The sequence below is a fragment of the Stenotrophomonas sp. YJH_SMC_106-19 genome, assembly GCF_059368375.1.
The window spans coordinates 710,788-728,187 of record NZ_JCAFRQ010000002.1 but is presented as its reverse complement, the minus strand read 5'-3'; the positions used below and the strand labels follow the sequence as shown (position 1 = coordinate 728,187).

Genomic DNA, 17,400 nt, shown 5'->3' with positions numbered 1-17,400 from the left:
CGTCGCCTCCCAGGGCGGCGAAGTGGTCGGCCAGGTGGTCACCACCATGTCCGCCATCGAAGCCTCCTCGAAGAAGATCGCCGAGATCATCAGCGTCATCGACGGCATCGCCTTCCAGACCAACATCCTGGCCCTCAACGCCGCGGTCGAGGCCGCCCGTGCCGGTGAGCAGGGCCGCGGCTTTGCGGTGGTCGCCAGCGAAGTGCGCACCCTCGCCCAGCGCTCGGCCGCCGCCGCCAAGGAGATCAAGGGCCTGATCGACGACTCGGTGGGCAAGGTCGCCGATGGTTCTGCGCTGGTGCACAAGGCCGGCGCCACCATGGGCGAGATCGTTGCCTCGGTGCAGCGCGTAACCGACATCATGGCCGAGATTTCCGCGGCCTCGCAGGAACAGAGCGCCGGCATCGAGCAGGTCAACCAGACCGTGGTGCAGATGGACGAGACCACACAGCAGAACGCCGCGCTGGTGGAGGAAGCCACCGCCGCTGCACGGGCGATGGAGGAGCAGGCCGCGCAGCTGGCCGATGCCGTGGCGATCTTCCGCCTCGACAACCAAGTGGCCGCCGCAGTGAAGGCGGTGGCCGCACGGGTGGAACCAACGGTGACCGCCAACACGGCACGCGCGCATGCGCCGGCCGCGCCGGTCCGCCGCGCCCACACTCCCCCCGTCGTCGCCAGCGACTGGCAGGAATTCTGAGAACCCGCGGTGGCTGCGGCCACCGCCCACGCCGATGGACACGTCCCCCGTGCATAGTCCCAGCCCCATCGTCACCGGTCCGCGCGAGTTCGAGTTCGCCGACCGCGATTTCCGCCGTGTCTGCGACCTGATCTACCAGCGGGTGGGCATCGCCCTCGCGCCCGCCAAGCGCGACATGGTCTATGGCCGCCTGTCGCGTCGCCTGCGCACACTCGGCATGCGCAGCTTCCAGCAGTACCTCGACCATCTGGAACAGGAGGGCGGTGACGAATGGCAGGCGTTCACCAACGCCCTGACCACCAACCTCACCTCCTTTTTCCGTGAGCCCCACCATTTCGACAAGCTGCGCGAGGAACTGCGGCAGCGCTCCGGCCACGCCCCGCTGCTGCTGTGGTCCTGCGCCGCGTCCACCGGCGAGGAACCCTACTCCATGGCGATCACCGCGTGCGAGGCGTTCGGCAGCCTGAAGCCGCCGGTCCGCATCATCGCCACCGATGTCGACACACAGGTCCTGGCCACCGCAGGCCGTGGCGTGTACGCCATCGACCGCGTCGCCAGCCTCGATCCGGAGCTCCGCCGACGGTATTTCCAGCGTGGCAGTGGCCCCAACGAGGGCCAGTGCCGGGTGCTGCCCGCACTGCGCGAACTGATCGAGTTCCGCCCGCTGAATCTTCTTGCCCCGCGCTACGACGTTGGCGGCCCGTTCGATGCGCTGTTCTGCCGCAACGTGATGATCTATTTCGACAAGCCGACCCAACGCGCCATCCTTGGCCGGCTGGTGCAGCATCTCACCGATGACGGGCTGCTCTACACCGGCCACTCGGAGAACTACCTGCACGCGGCCGATCTGATCCAGCCCTGTGGCCGCACCCTGTACCGCCGCGCGCAGGGGGCCGGGGCATGAACGCCTCGCTCCGCACCGACGAGGTGATGCGCTACCAGGACGCGCGCTTCCAGACCCTCGCCGCCAAGCTGTTGCCGACCCAGTACCTGGTGGTCGACGACACCACTGCGCTGACCACCACGCTGGGCTCCTGCGTGGCTGCGTGTCTGCGCGATCCGGTGCTGAAGATAGGCGGCATGAACCATTTCCTGCTGCCGGAAGGCAATGCCGGTGACGGCGCGCCTGCACGCTACGGCAGCTATGCGATGGAGCTTCTCATCAACGACATGCTCAAGCGCGGCGCGCACCGCAAGCGCCTGGAAGCCAAGGTGTTCGGCGGCGCCAACGTGCTCAAGGGTTTCACCAGCAATCCAGTAGGAACCCGCAACGCCGAGTTCGTGCGCCAGTACCTGCAGGCCGAGCACATTCCGATCATCGCCGAAGATCTGTGCGGCATCCATCCACGCAAGATCTGGTTCTTTGCCGATACCGGGCGCGTGGTCGTGCAGCGCCTGCCACATGCCCACGAAGCGGAAGTGGCCGCCACCGAATCGGCAGTGCGTGCCCGTCTGTCCAGGGCCCCGGTCACCGGTGGCGTGGAGCTGTTCGAATGACCCTGACCGGCAACGCCCCCTGCCGGGTCCTGATCGTGGACGACTCCGCCGTCGTGCGGCAGATGCTGACCGAAATCCTCTCCAGCGATCCGGCCATCGACGTGGTCGGCACCGCCGCCGATCCGCTGCTGGCACGCGAGAAGATCAAGCGCCTCGCTCCGGACGTGATCACCCTGGACGTGGAGATGCCGCGCATGGACGGGCTGGCCTTCCTGGAAAACCTGATGCGCCTGCATCCCTTGCCGGTGGTTATGATCTCTTCGCTGACCGAGCGCGGGGCCGACACGACCCTGCAGGCGCTGGCACTGGGTGCCGTGGATTTCGTTTCCAAGCCGAAGCTCGATGTGGCGCGCGGACTGCAGGGCTATGCCGAAGAAATCATCGGCAAAGTGAAGATGGCCGCACGCTCGCGGGTGCGGCCGCTGCTGCGGGCTGCGGCACCGAAACTCACCCTGGATGCGGCACCGGCATCGCGCCCGGTGGCACCACAGTTCCGCACCACCGACCGCCTGATCGCGATCGGTTCGTCAGCCGGTGGCACCGAAGCCCTGCGCGTGGTGCTGGAAGGCCTGCCCGCCGATGCACCGGCGGTGGTGATGACCCAGCACCTGCCGGCCAGCTTCAGCAGCGCCTTCGCCGAACGCCTGGACCGGCATTCGGCCATGGCCGTGCGCGAGGCCAGCGACGGCGAAGCCGTGCTGCCCGGCCATGCCTATCTGCCGCCGGGCGGCAGGCACCTGCGGATCATCCGCGATGGTGCGCGCTGGCGTTGCCGCGTCGATGACGGCCCAGCCGTGAACCGGCACAAGCCTGCGGTCGATGTGCTGTTCCGTTCGGTGGCCCAGAGTGCCGGGGGCAATGCCATCGGCGCCATTCTCACCGGCATGGGCGATGACGGCGCGCGCGGCCTGCTGGAAATGCGCCAGGCAGGCGCTCCGACGCTGGTGCAGGATGAAGCCACCAGTGTGGTCTGGGGCATGCCCGGCGCCGCGTTCAAGCTCGGCGCGGCCGAGGAACAGGTGCCGCTGGAACGGATCGCCGAGCGCCTGCTCGCCCTCGCCCGCGGGCAGTAGCGACGAACGCACGCTCCGCAGTGCATGAAAAAACCCCCGGCTTTCGCCGGGGGTTTTCGTTTCAACGCATCAGGCGGCGACCGTATTGGCCACGTCCTGGTACTCCTCGATCTGGTCGAAGTTCATGTAGCGGTAGATCTCGCTGCCGCTGGCGGCGATCACGCCGACGTCGGCCATGTACTCTTCCTTGGTCGGGATGCGGCCCAGACGCGAGCAGATCGCGGCCAGCTCGGCCGAACCCAGGTACACGTTGGTGTTGCGGCCCAGACGGTTCGGGAAGTTGCGGGTCGAGGTCGACATCGCGGTGGAGCCTTCGCGGATCTGGGCCTGGTTGCCCATGCACAGCGAGCAGCCCGGCATTTCCATGCGCGCGCCGGTCGCACCGAAGGTGCCGTAAACGCCTTCCTTGGTCAGCTCGGAGGCGTCCATCTTGGTCGGCGGGGCCACCCACAGACGGGTCGGCAGGTCGCGCTTGCCTTCCAGCAGCTTCGCGGCCGCACGGAAGTGACCGATGTTGGTCATGCACGAACCGATGAACACTTCGTCGATCTTGGCGCCGGCCACTTCGGACAGGGTCTTCACGTCGTCCGGATCGTTCGGGCAGGCCACGATCGGCTCGTGGATGTCGGCCAGGTCGATCTCGATGACCGCAGCGTACTCGGCGTCCGCATCCGGCTCCAGCAGCTGCGGGTTGGCCAGCCAGGCTTCCATCTTCTCGATGCGACGCTGCAGCGAACGCGGATCCTGGTAACCCTCGGCAATCATCCACTTCAGCAGGGTGATGTTGCTGGTCAGGTACTCGATGATCGGTTCCTTGTTCAGGCGCACCGAGCAACCGGCGGCGGAGCGCTCGGCCGAGGCGTCGGAGAGCTCGAACGCCTGCTCGACCTTCAGCTCCGGCAGGCCTTCGATTTCCAGGATGCGGCCGGAGAAGATGTTCTTCTTGCCAGCCTTGGCAACCGTCAGCAGGCCCGACTTGATCGCGTACAGCGGAATCGCGTTGACCAGGTCACGCAGGGTCACGCCCGGCTGCATCTGGCCCTTGAAGCGCACCAGCACCGATTCCGGCATGTCCAGCGGCATCACGCCGGTGGCGGCGGCGAAGGCCACCAGGCCCGAGCCGGCCGGGAACGAAATGCCCACCGGGAAACGGGTGTGCGAGTCGCCGCCGGTGCCGACGGTGTCGGGCAGCAGCATGCGGTTGAGCCAGCTGTGGATCACGCCGTCGCCCGGACGCAGCGAGATGCCACCGCGGGTGGAGATGAACTCCGGCAGCGTGTGGTGGGTCTTCACGTCCACCGGCTTCGGGTACGCGGCGGTGTGGCAGAACGACTGCATGACCAGGTCGGCCGAGAAGCCCAGGCAGGCCAGATCCTTCAGCTCGTCACGGGTCATCGGACCGGTGGTGTCCTGCGAGCCCACCGAGGTCATCTTCGGTTCGCAGTAGGTACCCGGGCGCATGCCCTGGCCTTCCGGCAGACCGCAGGCGCGGCCGACCATCTTCTGTGCCAGCGAGAAGCCCTTGCCGGTGTCGGCCGGCTGCACCGGCAGGCGGAACAGGGTGGTCGGGGCCAGGCCCAGCGCTTCGCGCGCCTTGCCGGTCAGGCCACGGCCGACGATCAGCGGAATCCGGCCGCCGGCACGCACTTCGTCGAACAGCACTTCGGACTTCACTTCGAACTCGGCGATCACTTCGCCGTTCTTCAGTGCCTTGCCGTCATACGGACGCAGCTCGACAACGTCGCCGTGCTCCATCTTCGAGACATCCAGCTCGATCGGCAGCGCGCCGGCATCTTCCATGGTGTTGTAGAAGATCGGGGCAATCTTGCCGCCCAGGCACACGCCACCGGCGCGCTTGTTGGGGATGTAGGGGATGTCGTCGCCGGTCCACCACAGCACGCTGTTGGTCGCCGACTTGCGCGAAGAGCCGGTGCCGACCACGTCGCCGACGTAGGCCACCAGGTGACCCTTTTCCTTCAGCGACAGGATCTGCTGGATCGGACCGCGCTTGCCGTCTTCTTCCGGAGTGAACGGCGCGTCATCGCGCTTGTTCTTCAGCATCGCCAGGGCGTGCATCGGAATGTCAGGACGGGTGGTGGCGTCCGGCGCCGGCGACAGGTCGTCGGTGTTGGTTTCGCCCGGCACCTTGAACACGGTGATGGTCAGGCTCTGCGGCACCTCCGGCTTGCTGGTGAACCACTCGGCGTCGGCCCAGCTCTGCAGCACGGCCTGGGCATTGGCATTGCCGGCCTTGGCCTTGTCCTGCACGTCGTGGAACGCATCGAACACCAGCAGGGTGTTCTTCAGGCCGTCGGCGGCGATGGTGCCGACGCTGGCGTCGTCCAGCAGCTGCACCAGCGGGGCCACGTTGTAACCGCCCAGCATGGTGCCCAGCAGTTCGGTGGCGCGCTCGCGGCTGATCAGCGGATTCTGCTCGCTGCCCAGCGCGATCGCGGCCAGGTACGAGGCCTTGACCTTGGCGGCGTCGTCCACGCCGGCCGGCACACGGTGGGTCAGCAGGTCGAGCAGGAACTCGGCCTCGCCCGCCGGCGGGTTCTTCAACAGTTCAATGACGTCTGCCGTCTGCTGGGCGGTCAGCGGCAGCGGCGGGATGCCAAGCGCGGCGCGCTCGGCTACGTGGTGGCGATAGGCTTCCAACATGACAACTCCCGGGTAATGCGGTTATGGAACAGTGAAAGGAATGCAACGGGCTCAGGCGTGCGGCACGATCAGCTTCAGGCCCTTGAAGTAGTCGCGGTAAAACGTGTCGTTCCAGGTGATGAGCCCGTCGCACTGCAGCAGTGCATGGGCCCCCACCATGAAGTCGTCCAGGCTGCGGCGCTGGGTACCACGCTGGCGGTGGCGGCGATGCATCTCGCCGGCGCGCAATGCCGATTTGGCTTCCAGCGCGTTGAAGTGGACGCCCATCTCTTCCAGCGCTTCCAGCACCTCGGCCCCGCCACGCAGGCTGGCGCAGACTTCGGCCAGGGTCGCCCCGCACACCACCACCTTGCCGCCGACCAGGCTCTGCCGCAGGCAGGCCTCGACGGCGTCGGCCTGCGGGCCATTGCTCAGCAGTTCGACCAGCACAGGGGAATCGACGGCGATCATCACGGCTTAGTCCTCGTCGCGCACCGCGCGTACGGCGGCGTCGGCGGAATCAAAGCCGTCCAGCGCGAACTTGCCGCGCGCCCGTGAAATCGCGTCGTCGACACTTTTGCGCAGAATGATGCGGCTGCCGTCCAGTTCGACCTTGAGCTGGGTGCCCTTGGTCAGGCCCAGGGCGTCACGCACAGCCTTGGGCAGGGTGATCTGACCGCGTTCGGCGACAGTGGCTTCCATGGGTAGGCCCTCTTCGGTATGTACGAATTATACATACTCAAGGCGTCATACCGCCAGCCGCCCCCCCCCCCCTTACGACAATGCCGGCACGTGGCCGGCATTGTCCGTTCAGCTTGATGCCTTCACTCAGAACGCAACCTGCAGCCGGGTATTGACCGTCGTGCCCTCGTCCTTGCCGCGCACCGCACCGGTGGGGTTGTCGGTCTGCCAGCGGATCACGTCGAGCATCACCCGGCTGTAGTCGTTGAGATACCAGTTGGCACCCACCGTCCACGCATGTCCGGTGCCGCCGGTCGGCAGTTCCGAGTAGTCCACGTCTTCGTAGCGCGCACGCAGCTCCCATGCGCCCCGCCCGCCACGGGTGACCGGATCGGCCACCTTGACCCGGCCCCAGGTGCCGGTCTTGCCCGAGTACGCCGGGCTGGCCCCGCCAAGGAACCAGCCGGCGGAAATGGCCCAGGCCTGGTGATCGAGGTCGTAACGGCCGCTGGCATCGGCACCGCGCAGGTTGCGCGTACCCCACTCGCCCGTGGCCCAGCCCTGGCCAAAGAAGCCCGCCGCCTCCACACCGTAGGCGGTGCTGCGATCGGTACCGACCAGCGTGCCCGGCGTGATCTTGACCAGGTCGTTGAAGTGGCCGGCAATGGCGGAGCTGCGCAGCACGCCCGAGGAGCCTGCGGCGATCTCTTCGTGGAACGCCCACGCTCCCAGATGCACGGTCGCGGCCTTGCTGTCGATCGGGTTCCAGTGAACGCGGGTGGCCCAGGTCCGGCTGTCGTTGTTGTCACCGGCATTGTTGAGGTCGTTGCCGGCCACTGACAGGCTGGCGTGCCAGCCCTTTCCGTACACGCGCTCGGTGAGGCCGACGCCGAACAGCCCCCGCTGCGGCAGCATCAGCGTGCCCACCACGTTGCGGTCCGGGAACGGCGTGTTGGAGGTGCTGCTGGAGCCATCGATGCCGCGGTCGTTGAGGCGGTTGCCCACGGTGAGGTCGGCAGGCAGGCCGAACAGCCTGTGGTCCACGGTGGCATACACCGACTTCCACGCCACCTCGTTGTCAGCGAAGTCGCCCTCCACCACCCAGCCGAGCGTGCCGTAGCGGCCCTCCGCGCCCAGGCGCACCGAACGGATCTCGGTACCGGAGATGTTGCGGTCGCTGCTGGACGAGCCGTCGGTGCTGGAGCCGTCCACGAACAGACGACCGCGTGGGCGGAAGATCATGTTGCCGTCAGCGCTGCTGAATTCCGGCGCGCCCTTCGACCACGACACCTTCGGCGCCTTGGACTGCTGGGTTTCCAGCGCCACAACACGGGTTTCCAGGGCAGACGCAGGAGGGGCAGCCGCCGCGTTGCCGGCGGTCGTACCGACGCCTTCCAGCGCATCCAGTCGCGACTGCAGTTGCTGGATCTGCTGCGCCTGCTGCTGCACCAGCGCGGCAAGTTCGGCCTGGCTCAGCGGGGCCGGTGGGGCTGTGGCGGCCTGTGCTCCGGCATGGCCGCTGGCCAGCAGCAGGCCAAGGGCGACCGTCAGCGCTGCGCGCGGCAGCACGGGATGGCTATGCATGGTGTTCTCTCCAGCCAGCCGGCCCCCTGGCCTGGCGCTGGCCCGTTGCGATGATGCGGGGGAATTACGGAAGGGCGCGCCGCCGGATCATTCCAGCGGCGCGCCAGGCAGGCTCAGCTGGTGGCCTGGGCCTGGGCGTTTGGACGCCAGGTGATGAGCTTGTTCTCGACCACGTCGAGCAGTGCATCGATGACCAGCACGAAGGCGGCCAGGATGATGATGCCGGCGAACACGCCCACGGCATTGAAGTTGCCTTCTGCCTGCGCGATCAGGTAACCCAGGCCCGCCGAGGCACCCAGATATTCGCCGATGATCGCGCCGACCACCGCAAAGCCCACCGAGGTGCGCAGCGAGGACAGGATCCAGCTCGCCGCCGCCGGGAAGTACACGTGACGCAGCAGGTCACTGCGGCTGGCACCGAGAATGCGGGCATTGGCCAGCACCACCGGGTTCACTTCGCGCACGCCCTGCATGGCATTGAAGAACGTAGTGAAGAACACCAGCGTCACCGCCAGTGCTACCTTCGACCACAGACCCAGGCCCAGCCACAGCACGAAGATCGGCGCCAGCACCACGCGCGGGATGGCATTGAAGCCCTTGATGAAGGGATCGAGGATGCGCGCCGAGCGCCGGCTCAGGCCCAGCCACACACCGCCTGCAACGCCCAGCCCGGTACCGATGAGGTAGCCCAGCGCGGTTTCGGTCAGGGTGATGTACACGTGCTGGTAGAACGAGGTATCCGACAACCAGTTCCACGCCTGCTGGGCGATGGCCGTGGGCGCGGGGAAGAAGAACGGGTCAATCCAGCCCAGCGCGATGCCGCCCTCCCAGCCACCGAACACGGCGATGACCAGTGCGATCTGGATGAAACGGTCAGTCCTGGCGTGCATAGCTCTTCTCCACTTCGCCGCGCAGGCAGGCCCAGATGTCGCGGTACAGGTCGGTAAAACGTTCGTCGAGCTTGATCTCGGCAACGTTGCGGGGGCGTTCCAGGTCCACATCGAAGCTGCGCACCACGCGGCTTGACGGACCCGAGGACAGCACCACCACGCGGTCGCCCAGCGCGATGGCCTCTTCCAGGTCGTGGGTGATCAGGATCACCGAGCGACGGTCTTCCTGCCACAGGCGCAGCAGTTCGTTCTGCATCAGATGGCGGGTGTGGATGTCCAATGCCGAGAACGGCTCGTCCATCAGGATCACCTTGGGCTCCACGATCAGTGCCTGTGCCATCTGCACGCGCTTGCGCTGGCCGCCGGAGAGCTGGTGCGGATAGCGGTGCTCGAAGCCAGTCAAGCCGACCTTGGCCAACCAGGTGGTGACCTTCTGCCGGCGCTCGGCTTCATCGACGCCGCGGAACTTCAGGCCCAGTTCCACGTTCTGGAAGGCGGTCTTCCACGGCAGCAGCGCGTCCTGCTGGAACAGGTAGCCGACGGACGCCTGCACGCCATTGACGGCGCGTCCGTCGATGCTCACGTCACCGGCGCTGGGCTTGAGCAGGCCCGCCACGGAATTGAGGATGGTGCTCTTGCCGCACCCGGTGGGACCGACGATGGCGAGGAACTCGCCATCACCGACCTGGATATCGACATCGCGCACGGCGGTGAAGTCACCGAAGGACATGGTCACCTTGTTGATGGCGACCATGGTCTGTGCGGGCTCCAACTGCGGTGCGCCATTGAACTGGCGCACGGTGGCATTGAGGGCCATGGGTTATCTCCGCTTACGGTTGGGTTGCCTGCGTCGCGGCGCTGGCGCGCTCGACGAAGGCATTGGTGTAGGTCCGGGACAGGTCAATGTCCGCGTTGGCCACGTCCTTGTTGAACTCGCGCAGCACCTTCAACGGCGTTTCCAGGTCCGCGGGCGTGAAGTGGCCATCGGTGGTGAAGATGGCGCGGGCGTTCTCCACGGCGCGCGCGTAGGTGGCGCGGTCGCCGGAGACGTAGCTGTCCGGCAGCGCAGCGACGATGTCCTCGGCGCTGTTGTCGGCGATGAACTTCAATGCCATCTGCTCGGCGCGGGCGATCTTCTCGGCTGCTTCGGGACGTGCTTCCAGGAAGCTGCGGTTGGCGTACATCACCGAGGTGGGATAGAGACCGCCGTACACCTGGCGTGCCCCCTCGTCGCTGCGCGCATCAATGATGATCCTGCCGACCTTGCGCTCGGTGATCAGGGTCGCGGCCGGATCGTAGTTGACCAGCAGGTCGATCTTGCCCTGCTCGAGCGCCGCCACCGCCGCCGCACCAGAACCCACGCCGATCAGCGAGATGCTGTCCACCGGGATGTCGTGCTGGGCCAGGAAGTGGCGCACGAAGAAGTCCGATGACGAACCCGGGGCGGTAATGCCGATCTTCTGGCCCTTGATGGTCTGCGGGCGCGCCGGATCGAAGCTGGCATCCTCGCGGCCGGCCATCACCAGGCCCGAATTGCGTGACAGCAGCACGAAGCCGACCACGTCCTTGTGCTTGGCCTGCATCTGGATGGTGTGGTCGTAGAAGCCGACCGCCACGTCGGTCGAATTGGCGACCAGGGCCTGCAGCACCTTGGAGCCGCCCTGCGCGAAGTTCTCGGTCTTCACCTGCAGGCCGACGTCCTTGAAGTAGCCCTTGGCGTCGGCGATGAAGAACGGCAGGTTGTTGAGGTTGTAGGAACCGACGCTGATCCGCACCGGCGCATTGTCGCCGCCGGGCGCCGAGGCCCCGCTGGCATCGTCTTTGCCGCAACCGGACACGGCCAGGCTCGCCGCGCACAGCGCGGCCATGAAGAACTGCTTGTACATCATCCCTCCCAGGAGTGAAGCATCTGCGTTGTAGTGGCCTGGCCACGCGCATCTGCGCGGCCCCGACCGGTTTCAGGTCATGCCGCTGAGGTCCATTGGCGGGCTTCGGTGGAATGGGTTTCGGCAGTGGCAGGCGAAGTCGCGAACACGCGCCCTTCGAACAGGCGGCGCGCGGTACGGACCACGCTGGCAACGACCGGCGCATCGTCCGAGCTGCGGCTCAGGCCCACTTCCAGCAGGCCGCTCGGATGTTCGAGGGTAATGCTGCCCGGCATCGGCAGGCATCCGACGAAAGTGTTGGCCAGGGTGCCGGGCGTGACTGCGGCGGTGGCCAGACCGACCGCGCCGGTAATGGCAAGCGCGGTGTGGCATTGGTGGGGCATGAAGTAGCGCACCTGCAGGTCGCCGCCCTGCTGCGGTGCGGAAAGCAGCACTGGCTTGGGAATCACCTTGCTGCCCGCGTCTGCGATGCCCATGCGCGTACCCGCCTCGATGCGCATCGCTTCCAACCGCGCCAGCAGCGCATGATCCGCGTTCAGTTCCGCCGGCGAGGCGTCACCGCGGACACCCATATCGGTCGCGCGCACCATCATCATCGGCATCGCGCAATCCACCAGGCTGACGGCGATGCCGTCGATCATATCCTGCGGCCGCCCACTGGGCAGCAGCCGGCCGGTACGTGCACCGGCCGCATCTAGGAAGGCCAGGCGGACCGGCGCGGCAGCGCCAGGCGCGCCCGCGATACGCGTGTCGCCCCGGTAGGCCACCTGGCCGTTCGGGGTTTCCACCGTGGCCACGATCAGCTTGCCGGTGTTGACGTTGTGGATGCGCACTTCGGTGCGCGGGTGGCGCGCAGGAACCAGTCCGCGTTCGATCGCGAAGGGACCGACCGCCGCCAGCATGTTGCCGCAGTTGGGGGTGGTATCCACCACCCGCTGCTCGACACGGACCTGCGCGAACAGATAGTCGACATCGGCATCGGCGCGGCTGGCGGGGCTGACGATCGCCACCTTGCTGGTCAGCGCATTGCCACCGCCGATGCCATCGATCTGCAGCGGATGGCCCGAGCCCATCACCTCCAGCAGCAGCTGGTCGCGCAGGCCGGCGTCGGCCGGCAGGTCCGAGGCCAGGAAGAACGGCCCCTTGGACGTGCCGCCACGCATGAGGACGCAGGGGATACTGAGCAGATCGTTCGACATACGTGTGCTAGATTGATGCGTATAGGGGATGAATGACCCCTCTGTGATTCGATACTGGCATGAGCCGGATTGATCTGTGAATTGCTGATTTTTGGATGATTGATACCGTATGAGCATCAATTGCGAAATCCTCGATCTGCGCGCGTTCCTGCTCGTCGCCGAGACGCGCAGCTTCCATCGCGCCGCCGAAACCCTGCACGTCTCGCAGCCCGCGCTCAGCCGCCGGATCCAGAAGCTGGAGCAGGCCGTCGGCTCACCGCTGCTCGAACGCACCACCCGCAGCGTCAGCACCACCGCGGTCGGCGAGAACCTGCTGCCGCTGGTACGGCGCATGCTGGAGGAATTCGATGGTTCGCTGTTCTCGCTGCGCGGGCACGACGACACGCGCGGCGCCACGGTCACCATCGCCTGCCTGCCCACCGCGGCGTTCTACTTCCTGCCCAGTGTCATGGCACGCTTCCACGACGCGCATCCGCACGTCCGCTTCCGCATCCTCGACATTCCCGCCACCGAGGGGTTGCAGGCAGTGGAACGCGGCGAAGTGGAGTTCGGCATCAATTTCATGGGTGCCAACGATCCCAACCTGGATTTCGATGTACTGGCCGAGGACCCGTTCGTGCTGGCCTGCCGCCGCGATCATCCGCTGGCCCGCAAGCGCCGCGTGGAATGGGCCGATCTTGCCCAGCACCAGCTGATCACCGTGCATCGCACCAGTGGCAACCGGACCCTGCTCGATGGCGCCCTCGCCCGTGAGAACCTGAAGCTGAGCTGGCATTACGAAGTGACCCACCTGTCCACCTCCCTGGGCATGGTCGAGGCCGGGATCGGCGTGTCGGTGCTGCCGAAGATGGCGACCCCGGACGGCGACCATCCCATCCTGGTGACCCGGCCGATCGGCAATCCGGTGGTCTCGCGCACCATCGGCATCGTGCGCCGCCGTGGTGCCCTGCTCTCGCCCACGGCCGAACGCTTCCTGCAGATGCTGATGAGCCAGTGGCGGGGCAAGCCGTGACATCGGCACTACATACAGCCATGTAACCTTGCGTCCTGCGCCGAGGACGTTCCCGGCCGCGCCGGCTCCGCCATACTGGCGGGGATCCGGTGGCGGAGAGCCCCGGCATACGCAAGCAGGTCCGTCCATGCACGGGCCACTGCAAGCCATCCGCAAGAAGGAGTCATCCCGCATGAGCGATTCGTTCTCCACCCGCAGCCAGCTGGACGTCGGCGGCAAGACCTACGACTACTTCAGCCTGCCCACACTGGGCCAGCGCTTCGACATCTCCCACCTTCCCTACTCGATGAAGATCCTGCTGGAGAATCTGCTCCGGCACGAAGACGGCGGCGTCACCGTCGGCAAGGAGCACATCGAGGCCGTTGCCCGCTGGAGCCCGGCGGCCGAGCCGGACACCGAAATCGCCTTCATGCCCGCGCGCGTGGTCCTGCAGGACTTCACCGGCGTACCGTGTGTCGTCGATCTGGCCGCCATGCGCGATGCGGTGGTCAAGCTGGGCGGCAAGCCGGAACAGATCAACCCGCAGATCCCTTCGGAACTGGTGATCGACCATTCGGTACAGGTCGATGTGTTCGGCAAGCCGGACGCGCTCGATCTCAATGGCAAGATCGAATTCCAGCGCAACCAGGAACGCTACGGGTTCCTGCGCTGGGGCCAGAAGGCGTTCGACAACTTCAAGGTGGTGCCGCCCAACACCGGCATCGTCCACCAGGTGAACCTGGAGAACCTGGCCCGCGTGGTGATGACCGCGGACAAGGATGGCAGGGCCGTGGCCTACCCGGACACCGTGTTCGGTACCGACAGCCACACCACGATGATCAACGGCATCGGCGTGCTTGGCTGGGGCGTGGGCGGCATCGAAGCCGAAGCGGCCATGCTGGGCCAGCCGTCGTCGATGCTGATCCCGCAGGTGGTCGGCTTCAAGCTCACCGGCCGGCTGCCTGAGGGCGCCACCGCCACCGACCTGGTGCTGACCGTCACCCAGATGCTGCGCAAGCTGGGCGTGGTCGGCAAGTTCGTCGAATTCTATGGCGATGGCCTGCAGCACCTGCCACTGGCCGACCGCGCCACGATCGGCAACATGGCACCGGAATACGGCGCCACCTGCGGCATCTTCCCGATCGACGCCGAATCACTGAACTACCTGCGCCTGTCCGGTCGCAGCGAAGAACAGATCGAACTGGTCGAGGCCTACGCCAAGGCGCAGGGCCTGTGGCACGAACCGGACAGCCCCCATGCCCAGTACAGCACCACGCTGGAGCTGGACATGGGCACGGTGAAGCCGTCGCTGGCCGGACCGAAGCGCCCGCAGGACCGCGTGCTGCTGGAAGACGTGCAGAAGAACTACCGCGAAGCGCTGGTCGGCCTGACCAGCAACCGCGACAAGCGCAGCGACGATGTGGCCTCCTTCCTCAACGAGGGCGGCGGCACCGCGGTCGGCAACGAACAGCTGGCCAAGGGCTTCGCCGACATCGAGATCGAAGGCCGGAAGGTCCGCCTGAAGGATGGCGCGGTGGTCATCGCCGCGATCACCTCCTGTACCAACACGTCCAACCCGGCGGTGATGATCGGTGCCGGCCTGCTGGCGCGCAACGCGGCGGCCAAGGGCCTGGATCGCAAGCCCTGGGTGAAGACTTCGCTGGGCCCAGGCTCGCGCGTGGTCACCGACTATCTGGAAAAGGCCGGGGTGCTGAAGGAGCTGGAGAAGATCGGCTTCTACGTGGTCGGCTACGGCTGCACCACCTGCATCGGCAACTCCGGCCCGCTGCCGACCGAGGTCAGTGCCGGCATCGCCGCCGGTGACCTGGTGGTGACCTCCGTGCTGTCGGGCAACCGTAATTTCGAAGGCCGCGTGCATCCCGAAGTGAAAATGAACTACCTGGCCAGCCCGCCACTGGTGGTCGCCTACGCCATCGCCGGCACCACCGACATCGATCTGACCACCCAGCCGCTGGGCACCGGCAGCGACGGCCAGCCGGTCTACCTGCGCGACATCTGGCCGAGCAACAAGGAAATCGGCGATGTCATCGCCGCCACCATCGGCCCAGAGATGTTCAAGCAGAACTACGCCGACGTGTTCAAGGGCGATACGCGCTGGAACACCATCGCCTCGCCGGACGGCAATCTGTACGAGTGGAGCGATGACTCCACCTACATCAAGAACCCACCGTACTTCGATGGCATGACCATGCAGACCGGCAGCATCGACGACGTGCATGGCGCGCGTGTGATGGGTCTGTTCGGCGACTCGATCACCACCGACCATATCTCGCCGGCCGGCAACATCAAGAAGGATTCGCCCGCGGGGCGCTACCTGCAGGCCCGGGGCGTGCAGCCCGCCGACTTCAACAGCTACGGCAGCCGCCGCGGCAATGATGACGTGATGGTCCGCGGCACCTTCGCCAACATCCGCATCAAGAACCTGATGTTCGGCGGCGAGGAGGGTGGCAACACCCTGTACTACCCGGCCGGCGGTGGTCAGCCGGAGAAGCTGGCGATCTACGACGCGGCGATGAAGTACAAGGCCGACAAGGTGCCGCTGGTCGTGCTGGCCGGGAAGGAGTACGGCACCGGTTCGTCGCGCGACTGGGCCGCCAAGGGCACCCTGCTGCTGGGCGTGAAGGCGGTCATCGCCGAGAGCTTCGAGCGCATCCACCGCTCCAACCTGGTCGGCATGGGCGTGCTGCCGCTGCAGTTCCGCAATGGTGAGAACGCGCAGTCGCTGGGGCTGGATGGCTCGGAAGTCATCGACATCACCGGCCTGGAGGACGGTGCGAGCAAGCGCGCCACGGTCACCGCGACCCGGGCCGATGGCACGCAGAAGCGCTTCGAGGTGTCGGTGATGCTGCTGACACCGAAGGAAGTGGAATACTTCCGCCACGGCGGCCTGCTGCAGTACGTGCTGCGTCAGCTGGCTGCCCGCTGACCCGGCGGGCGGCATCCAGCGGGCGGAAGCCCGGCCCCGGCGTTACCGCCGGGGCGCTGCGGAGGCGCGCGAACCGGTGGTTCGCAACCGCGCCTCCTCGCCCACCACGGCGGCCTGCTGCAGTACGTGCTGCGTCAGCTGGCTGCCCGCTGACCCGGCGCGCGGCATCCGGCGGGCGGAAGCCCGGCCCCGGCGTCACCGCCGGGGCCGAATCGCCCATGAGTCATATTTTTGATATTTTTCACCATTCATGCAATTTGCATGAAACAGGCGTAAGGTGATCGCACAGGTCCCCTGGAGCACCGCCATGCTGCACGCCCCCGTCCGCTTCGACCCGATCAACGAGCTGACCCACACCACCGCCTCGTCGGTGAAGGAACATTGGCGCAAGGTCATGCAGGAAGTGCGCGACCAGCACATGGTGGTGGTCACCAATCACAACGAACCGCAGGCGGTGATCGTTTCCATCGAGCAGTACCGTGCGCTGCAGGCCAAGGTCGAAGCGCTGGAAAGCTCGCTGGAGGAACTGCGTGGGCAGGACCCGGCCCTGGCGGATCTGCGTGCCGGCTTCGACCAGCGCCTGGCGGTGCTGCAGCACGCCCAGGCCGGTGATGCTGCACGCGCGCTGCTGCGTCGCCCTGCCCGCCTGAAGGGCCAGGTCAAGGCGGGCACGGGCCACTGATGCCACGCCCGTTCCTGTATGTGCTTGCCGGCGTCAATGGCGCCGGCAAGAGTTCGGTGGGTGGCCACGTGCTGCGCGAAGCCGGCCTGGAATGGTTCAACCCCGATACGTTCGCCCGCGGGCTGCGCGAGCGGGCCGGCCTGGACCCCATGGAGGCCAATGCCGAAGCCTGGCAGGAGGGTGTCAACCGTATCCGCGACGCCCTGGATCACGCCCGCAACCATGCCTTCGAGACCACGCTGGGGGGCAACTCGATCACCGCCCTGCTGCGTGAGGCCAGCCGCACCCATGACGTGCTGATGTGGTTCTGTGGACTGTCCAGCCCGGAGCAGCACATCGCCCGGGTACGCGCACGGGTGCAGGCCGGTGGCCACCCCATTTCCGAAGTCGACATCCGCCGCCGCTGGCCGTTGGCGCAGCAGAACCTGATCGGGCTGATGCCGGTGCTGGCGCAGCTGCAGGTCTACGACAACAGCGCCGACGCCGCGCCGGGCGAGGCCGTGCCCGATCCACAGCTGCTGCTGCAGATGGAGGACGGCCACCTGCAATGGCCGGCCGCCGATGACCTGCAGCAGCTGCAGCGCACGCCCCCATGGGCGACAGCTCTGCTGGAAGCCGCCCTGCGCCTGTAAT

Annotated in this window: 16 protein-coding genes; 8 read left to right on the top strand and 8 right to left on the bottom strand. The window is 66.7% G+C overall.

What is annotated here, in order from left to right; genetic code table 11:
- The 4 genes from AC5P5M_RS10860 to AC5P5M_RS10845 form a co-directional block, all read left to right on the top strand.
- Positions 1-697: methyl-accepting chemotaxis protein (locus AC5P5M_RS10860; RefSeq protein WP_495205855.1), on the top strand; the 697-nt coding region annotated here is incomplete at its 5' end.
- Between the two features lie 34 nt (positions 698-731).
- Positions 732-1,601, top strand: coding sequence for a CheR family methyltransferase (locus tag AC5P5M_RS10855; protein ID WP_053519996.1), 870 nt, complete (start codon positions 732-734; stop codon positions 1,599-1,601).
- Positions 1,598-2,194 carry a chemoreceptor glutamine deamidase CheD gene (cheD, locus tag AC5P5M_RS10850; RefSeq protein WP_053519995.1) on the top strand — a complete coding sequence of 199 codons (597 nt, stop codon included), beginning with the start codon at positions 1,598-1,600 and terminating at the stop codon, positions 2,192-2,194. Before AC5P5M_RS10855 ends, cheD begins: the two co-directional genes overlap by 4 nt.
- Positions 2,191-3,267, top strand: a complete 1,077-nt coding sequence (locus AC5P5M_RS10845; RefSeq protein ID WP_111186102.1) for a protein-glutamate methylesterase/protein-glutamine glutaminase — start codon at positions 2,191-2,193, stop codon at positions 3,265-3,267. Before cheD ends, AC5P5M_RS10845 begins: the two co-directional genes overlap by 4 nt.
- 69 nt (positions 3,268-3,336) lie before the next feature.
- Here AC5P5M_RS10845 and acnB read toward each other — a convergent pair whose 3' ends face one another.
- The 8 genes from acnB to AC5P5M_RS10805 all read right to left on the bottom strand — a co-directional run bounded on the left by acnB (position 3,337) and on the right by AC5P5M_RS10805 (position 12,147).
- Positions 3,337-5,928, bottom strand: a complete 2,592-nt coding sequence (gene acnB, locus AC5P5M_RS10840; protein WP_053519994.1) for a bifunctional aconitate hydratase 2/2-methylisocitrate dehydratase — start codon at positions 5,926-5,928, stop codon at positions 3,337-3,339.
- A gap of 51 nt (positions 5,929-5,979) precedes the next feature.
- A complete protein-coding gene (locus AC5P5M_RS10835; RefSeq protein WP_053519993.1) occupies positions 5,980-6,378 on the bottom strand; it encodes a type II toxin-antitoxin system VapC family toxin in 399 nt (132 codons plus the stop codon).
- A gap of 6 nt (positions 6,379-6,384) precedes the next feature.
- Positions 6,385-6,609: an AbrB/MazE/SpoVT family DNA-binding domain-containing protein gene (locus AC5P5M_RS10830; RefSeq protein WP_053519992.1), complete on the bottom strand. Its 225-nt coding sequence runs from the start codon at positions 6,607-6,609 to the stop codon at positions 6,385-6,387.
- 126 nt (positions 6,610-6,735) lie between these two features.
- Positions 6,736-8,172 carry an OprO/OprP family phosphate-selective porin gene (locus AC5P5M_RS10825; protein ID WP_495205854.1) on the bottom strand — a complete coding sequence of 479 codons (1,437 nt, stop codon included), beginning with the start codon at positions 8,170-8,172 and terminating at the stop codon, positions 6,736-6,738.
- A gap of 113 nt (positions 8,173-8,285) precedes the next feature.
- Positions 8,286-9,062 (bottom strand): ABC transporter permease, encoded by a 777-nt coding sequence (locus AC5P5M_RS10820; RefSeq protein ID WP_053519990.1) that lies wholly within the window; start codon positions 9,060-9,062, stop codon positions 8,286-8,288.
- A complete protein-coding gene (locus AC5P5M_RS10815; RefSeq protein WP_053519989.1) occupies positions 9,046-9,879 on the bottom strand; it encodes an ABC transporter ATP-binding protein in 834 nt (277 codons plus the stop codon). The genes AC5P5M_RS10820 and AC5P5M_RS10815 overlap by 17 nt, the downstream gene beginning before the upstream one ends.
- A gap of 13 nt (positions 9,880-9,892) precedes the next feature.
- The gene (locus AC5P5M_RS10810; RefSeq protein WP_053519997.1) at positions 9,893-10,948 is read right to left on the bottom strand and encodes an ABC transporter substrate-binding protein; all 1,056 of its coding nucleotides are present in this window, start codon (positions 10,946-10,948) and stop codon (positions 9,893-9,895) included.
- A 77-nt stretch (positions 10,949-11,025) separates the two neighbouring features.
- Positions 11,026-12,147 (bottom strand): 4-oxalomesaconate tautomerase, encoded by a 1,122-nt coding sequence (locus AC5P5M_RS10805; protein ID WP_277381788.1) that lies wholly within the window; start codon positions 12,145-12,147, stop codon positions 11,026-11,028.
- 109 nt (positions 12,148-12,256) lie between these two features.
- Here AC5P5M_RS10805 and AC5P5M_RS10800 point away from each other — a divergent pair, with 109 nt between their 5' ends.
- From AC5P5M_RS10800 to AC5P5M_RS10785, 4 genes are all read left to right on the top strand, one after another.
- Positions 12,257-13,159 (top strand): LysR family transcriptional regulator, encoded by a 903-nt coding sequence (locus tag AC5P5M_RS10800; RefSeq protein WP_053519987.1) that lies wholly within the window; start codon positions 12,257-12,259, stop codon positions 13,157-13,159.
- A gap of 172 nt (positions 13,160-13,331) precedes the next feature.
- Positions 13,332-16,085 (top strand): aconitate hydratase AcnA, encoded by a 2,754-nt coding sequence (acnA, locus tag AC5P5M_RS10795; protein WP_053519986.1) that lies wholly within the window; start codon positions 13,332-13,334, stop codon positions 16,083-16,085.
- A 307-nt stretch (positions 16,086-16,392) separates the two neighbouring features.
- Positions 16,393-16,767, top strand: a complete 375-nt coding sequence (locus AC5P5M_RS10790; RefSeq protein WP_053520391.1) for a type II toxin-antitoxin system Phd/YefM family antitoxin — start codon at positions 16,393-16,395, stop codon at positions 16,765-16,767.
- Positions 16,767-17,399: an ATPase gene (locus tag AC5P5M_RS10785; RefSeq protein WP_053520390.1), complete on the top strand. Its 633-nt coding sequence runs from the start codon at positions 16,767-16,769 to the stop codon at positions 17,397-17,399. Before AC5P5M_RS10790 ends, AC5P5M_RS10785 begins: the two co-directional genes overlap by 1 nt.
- Position 17,400: the final 1 nt, after the last annotated feature.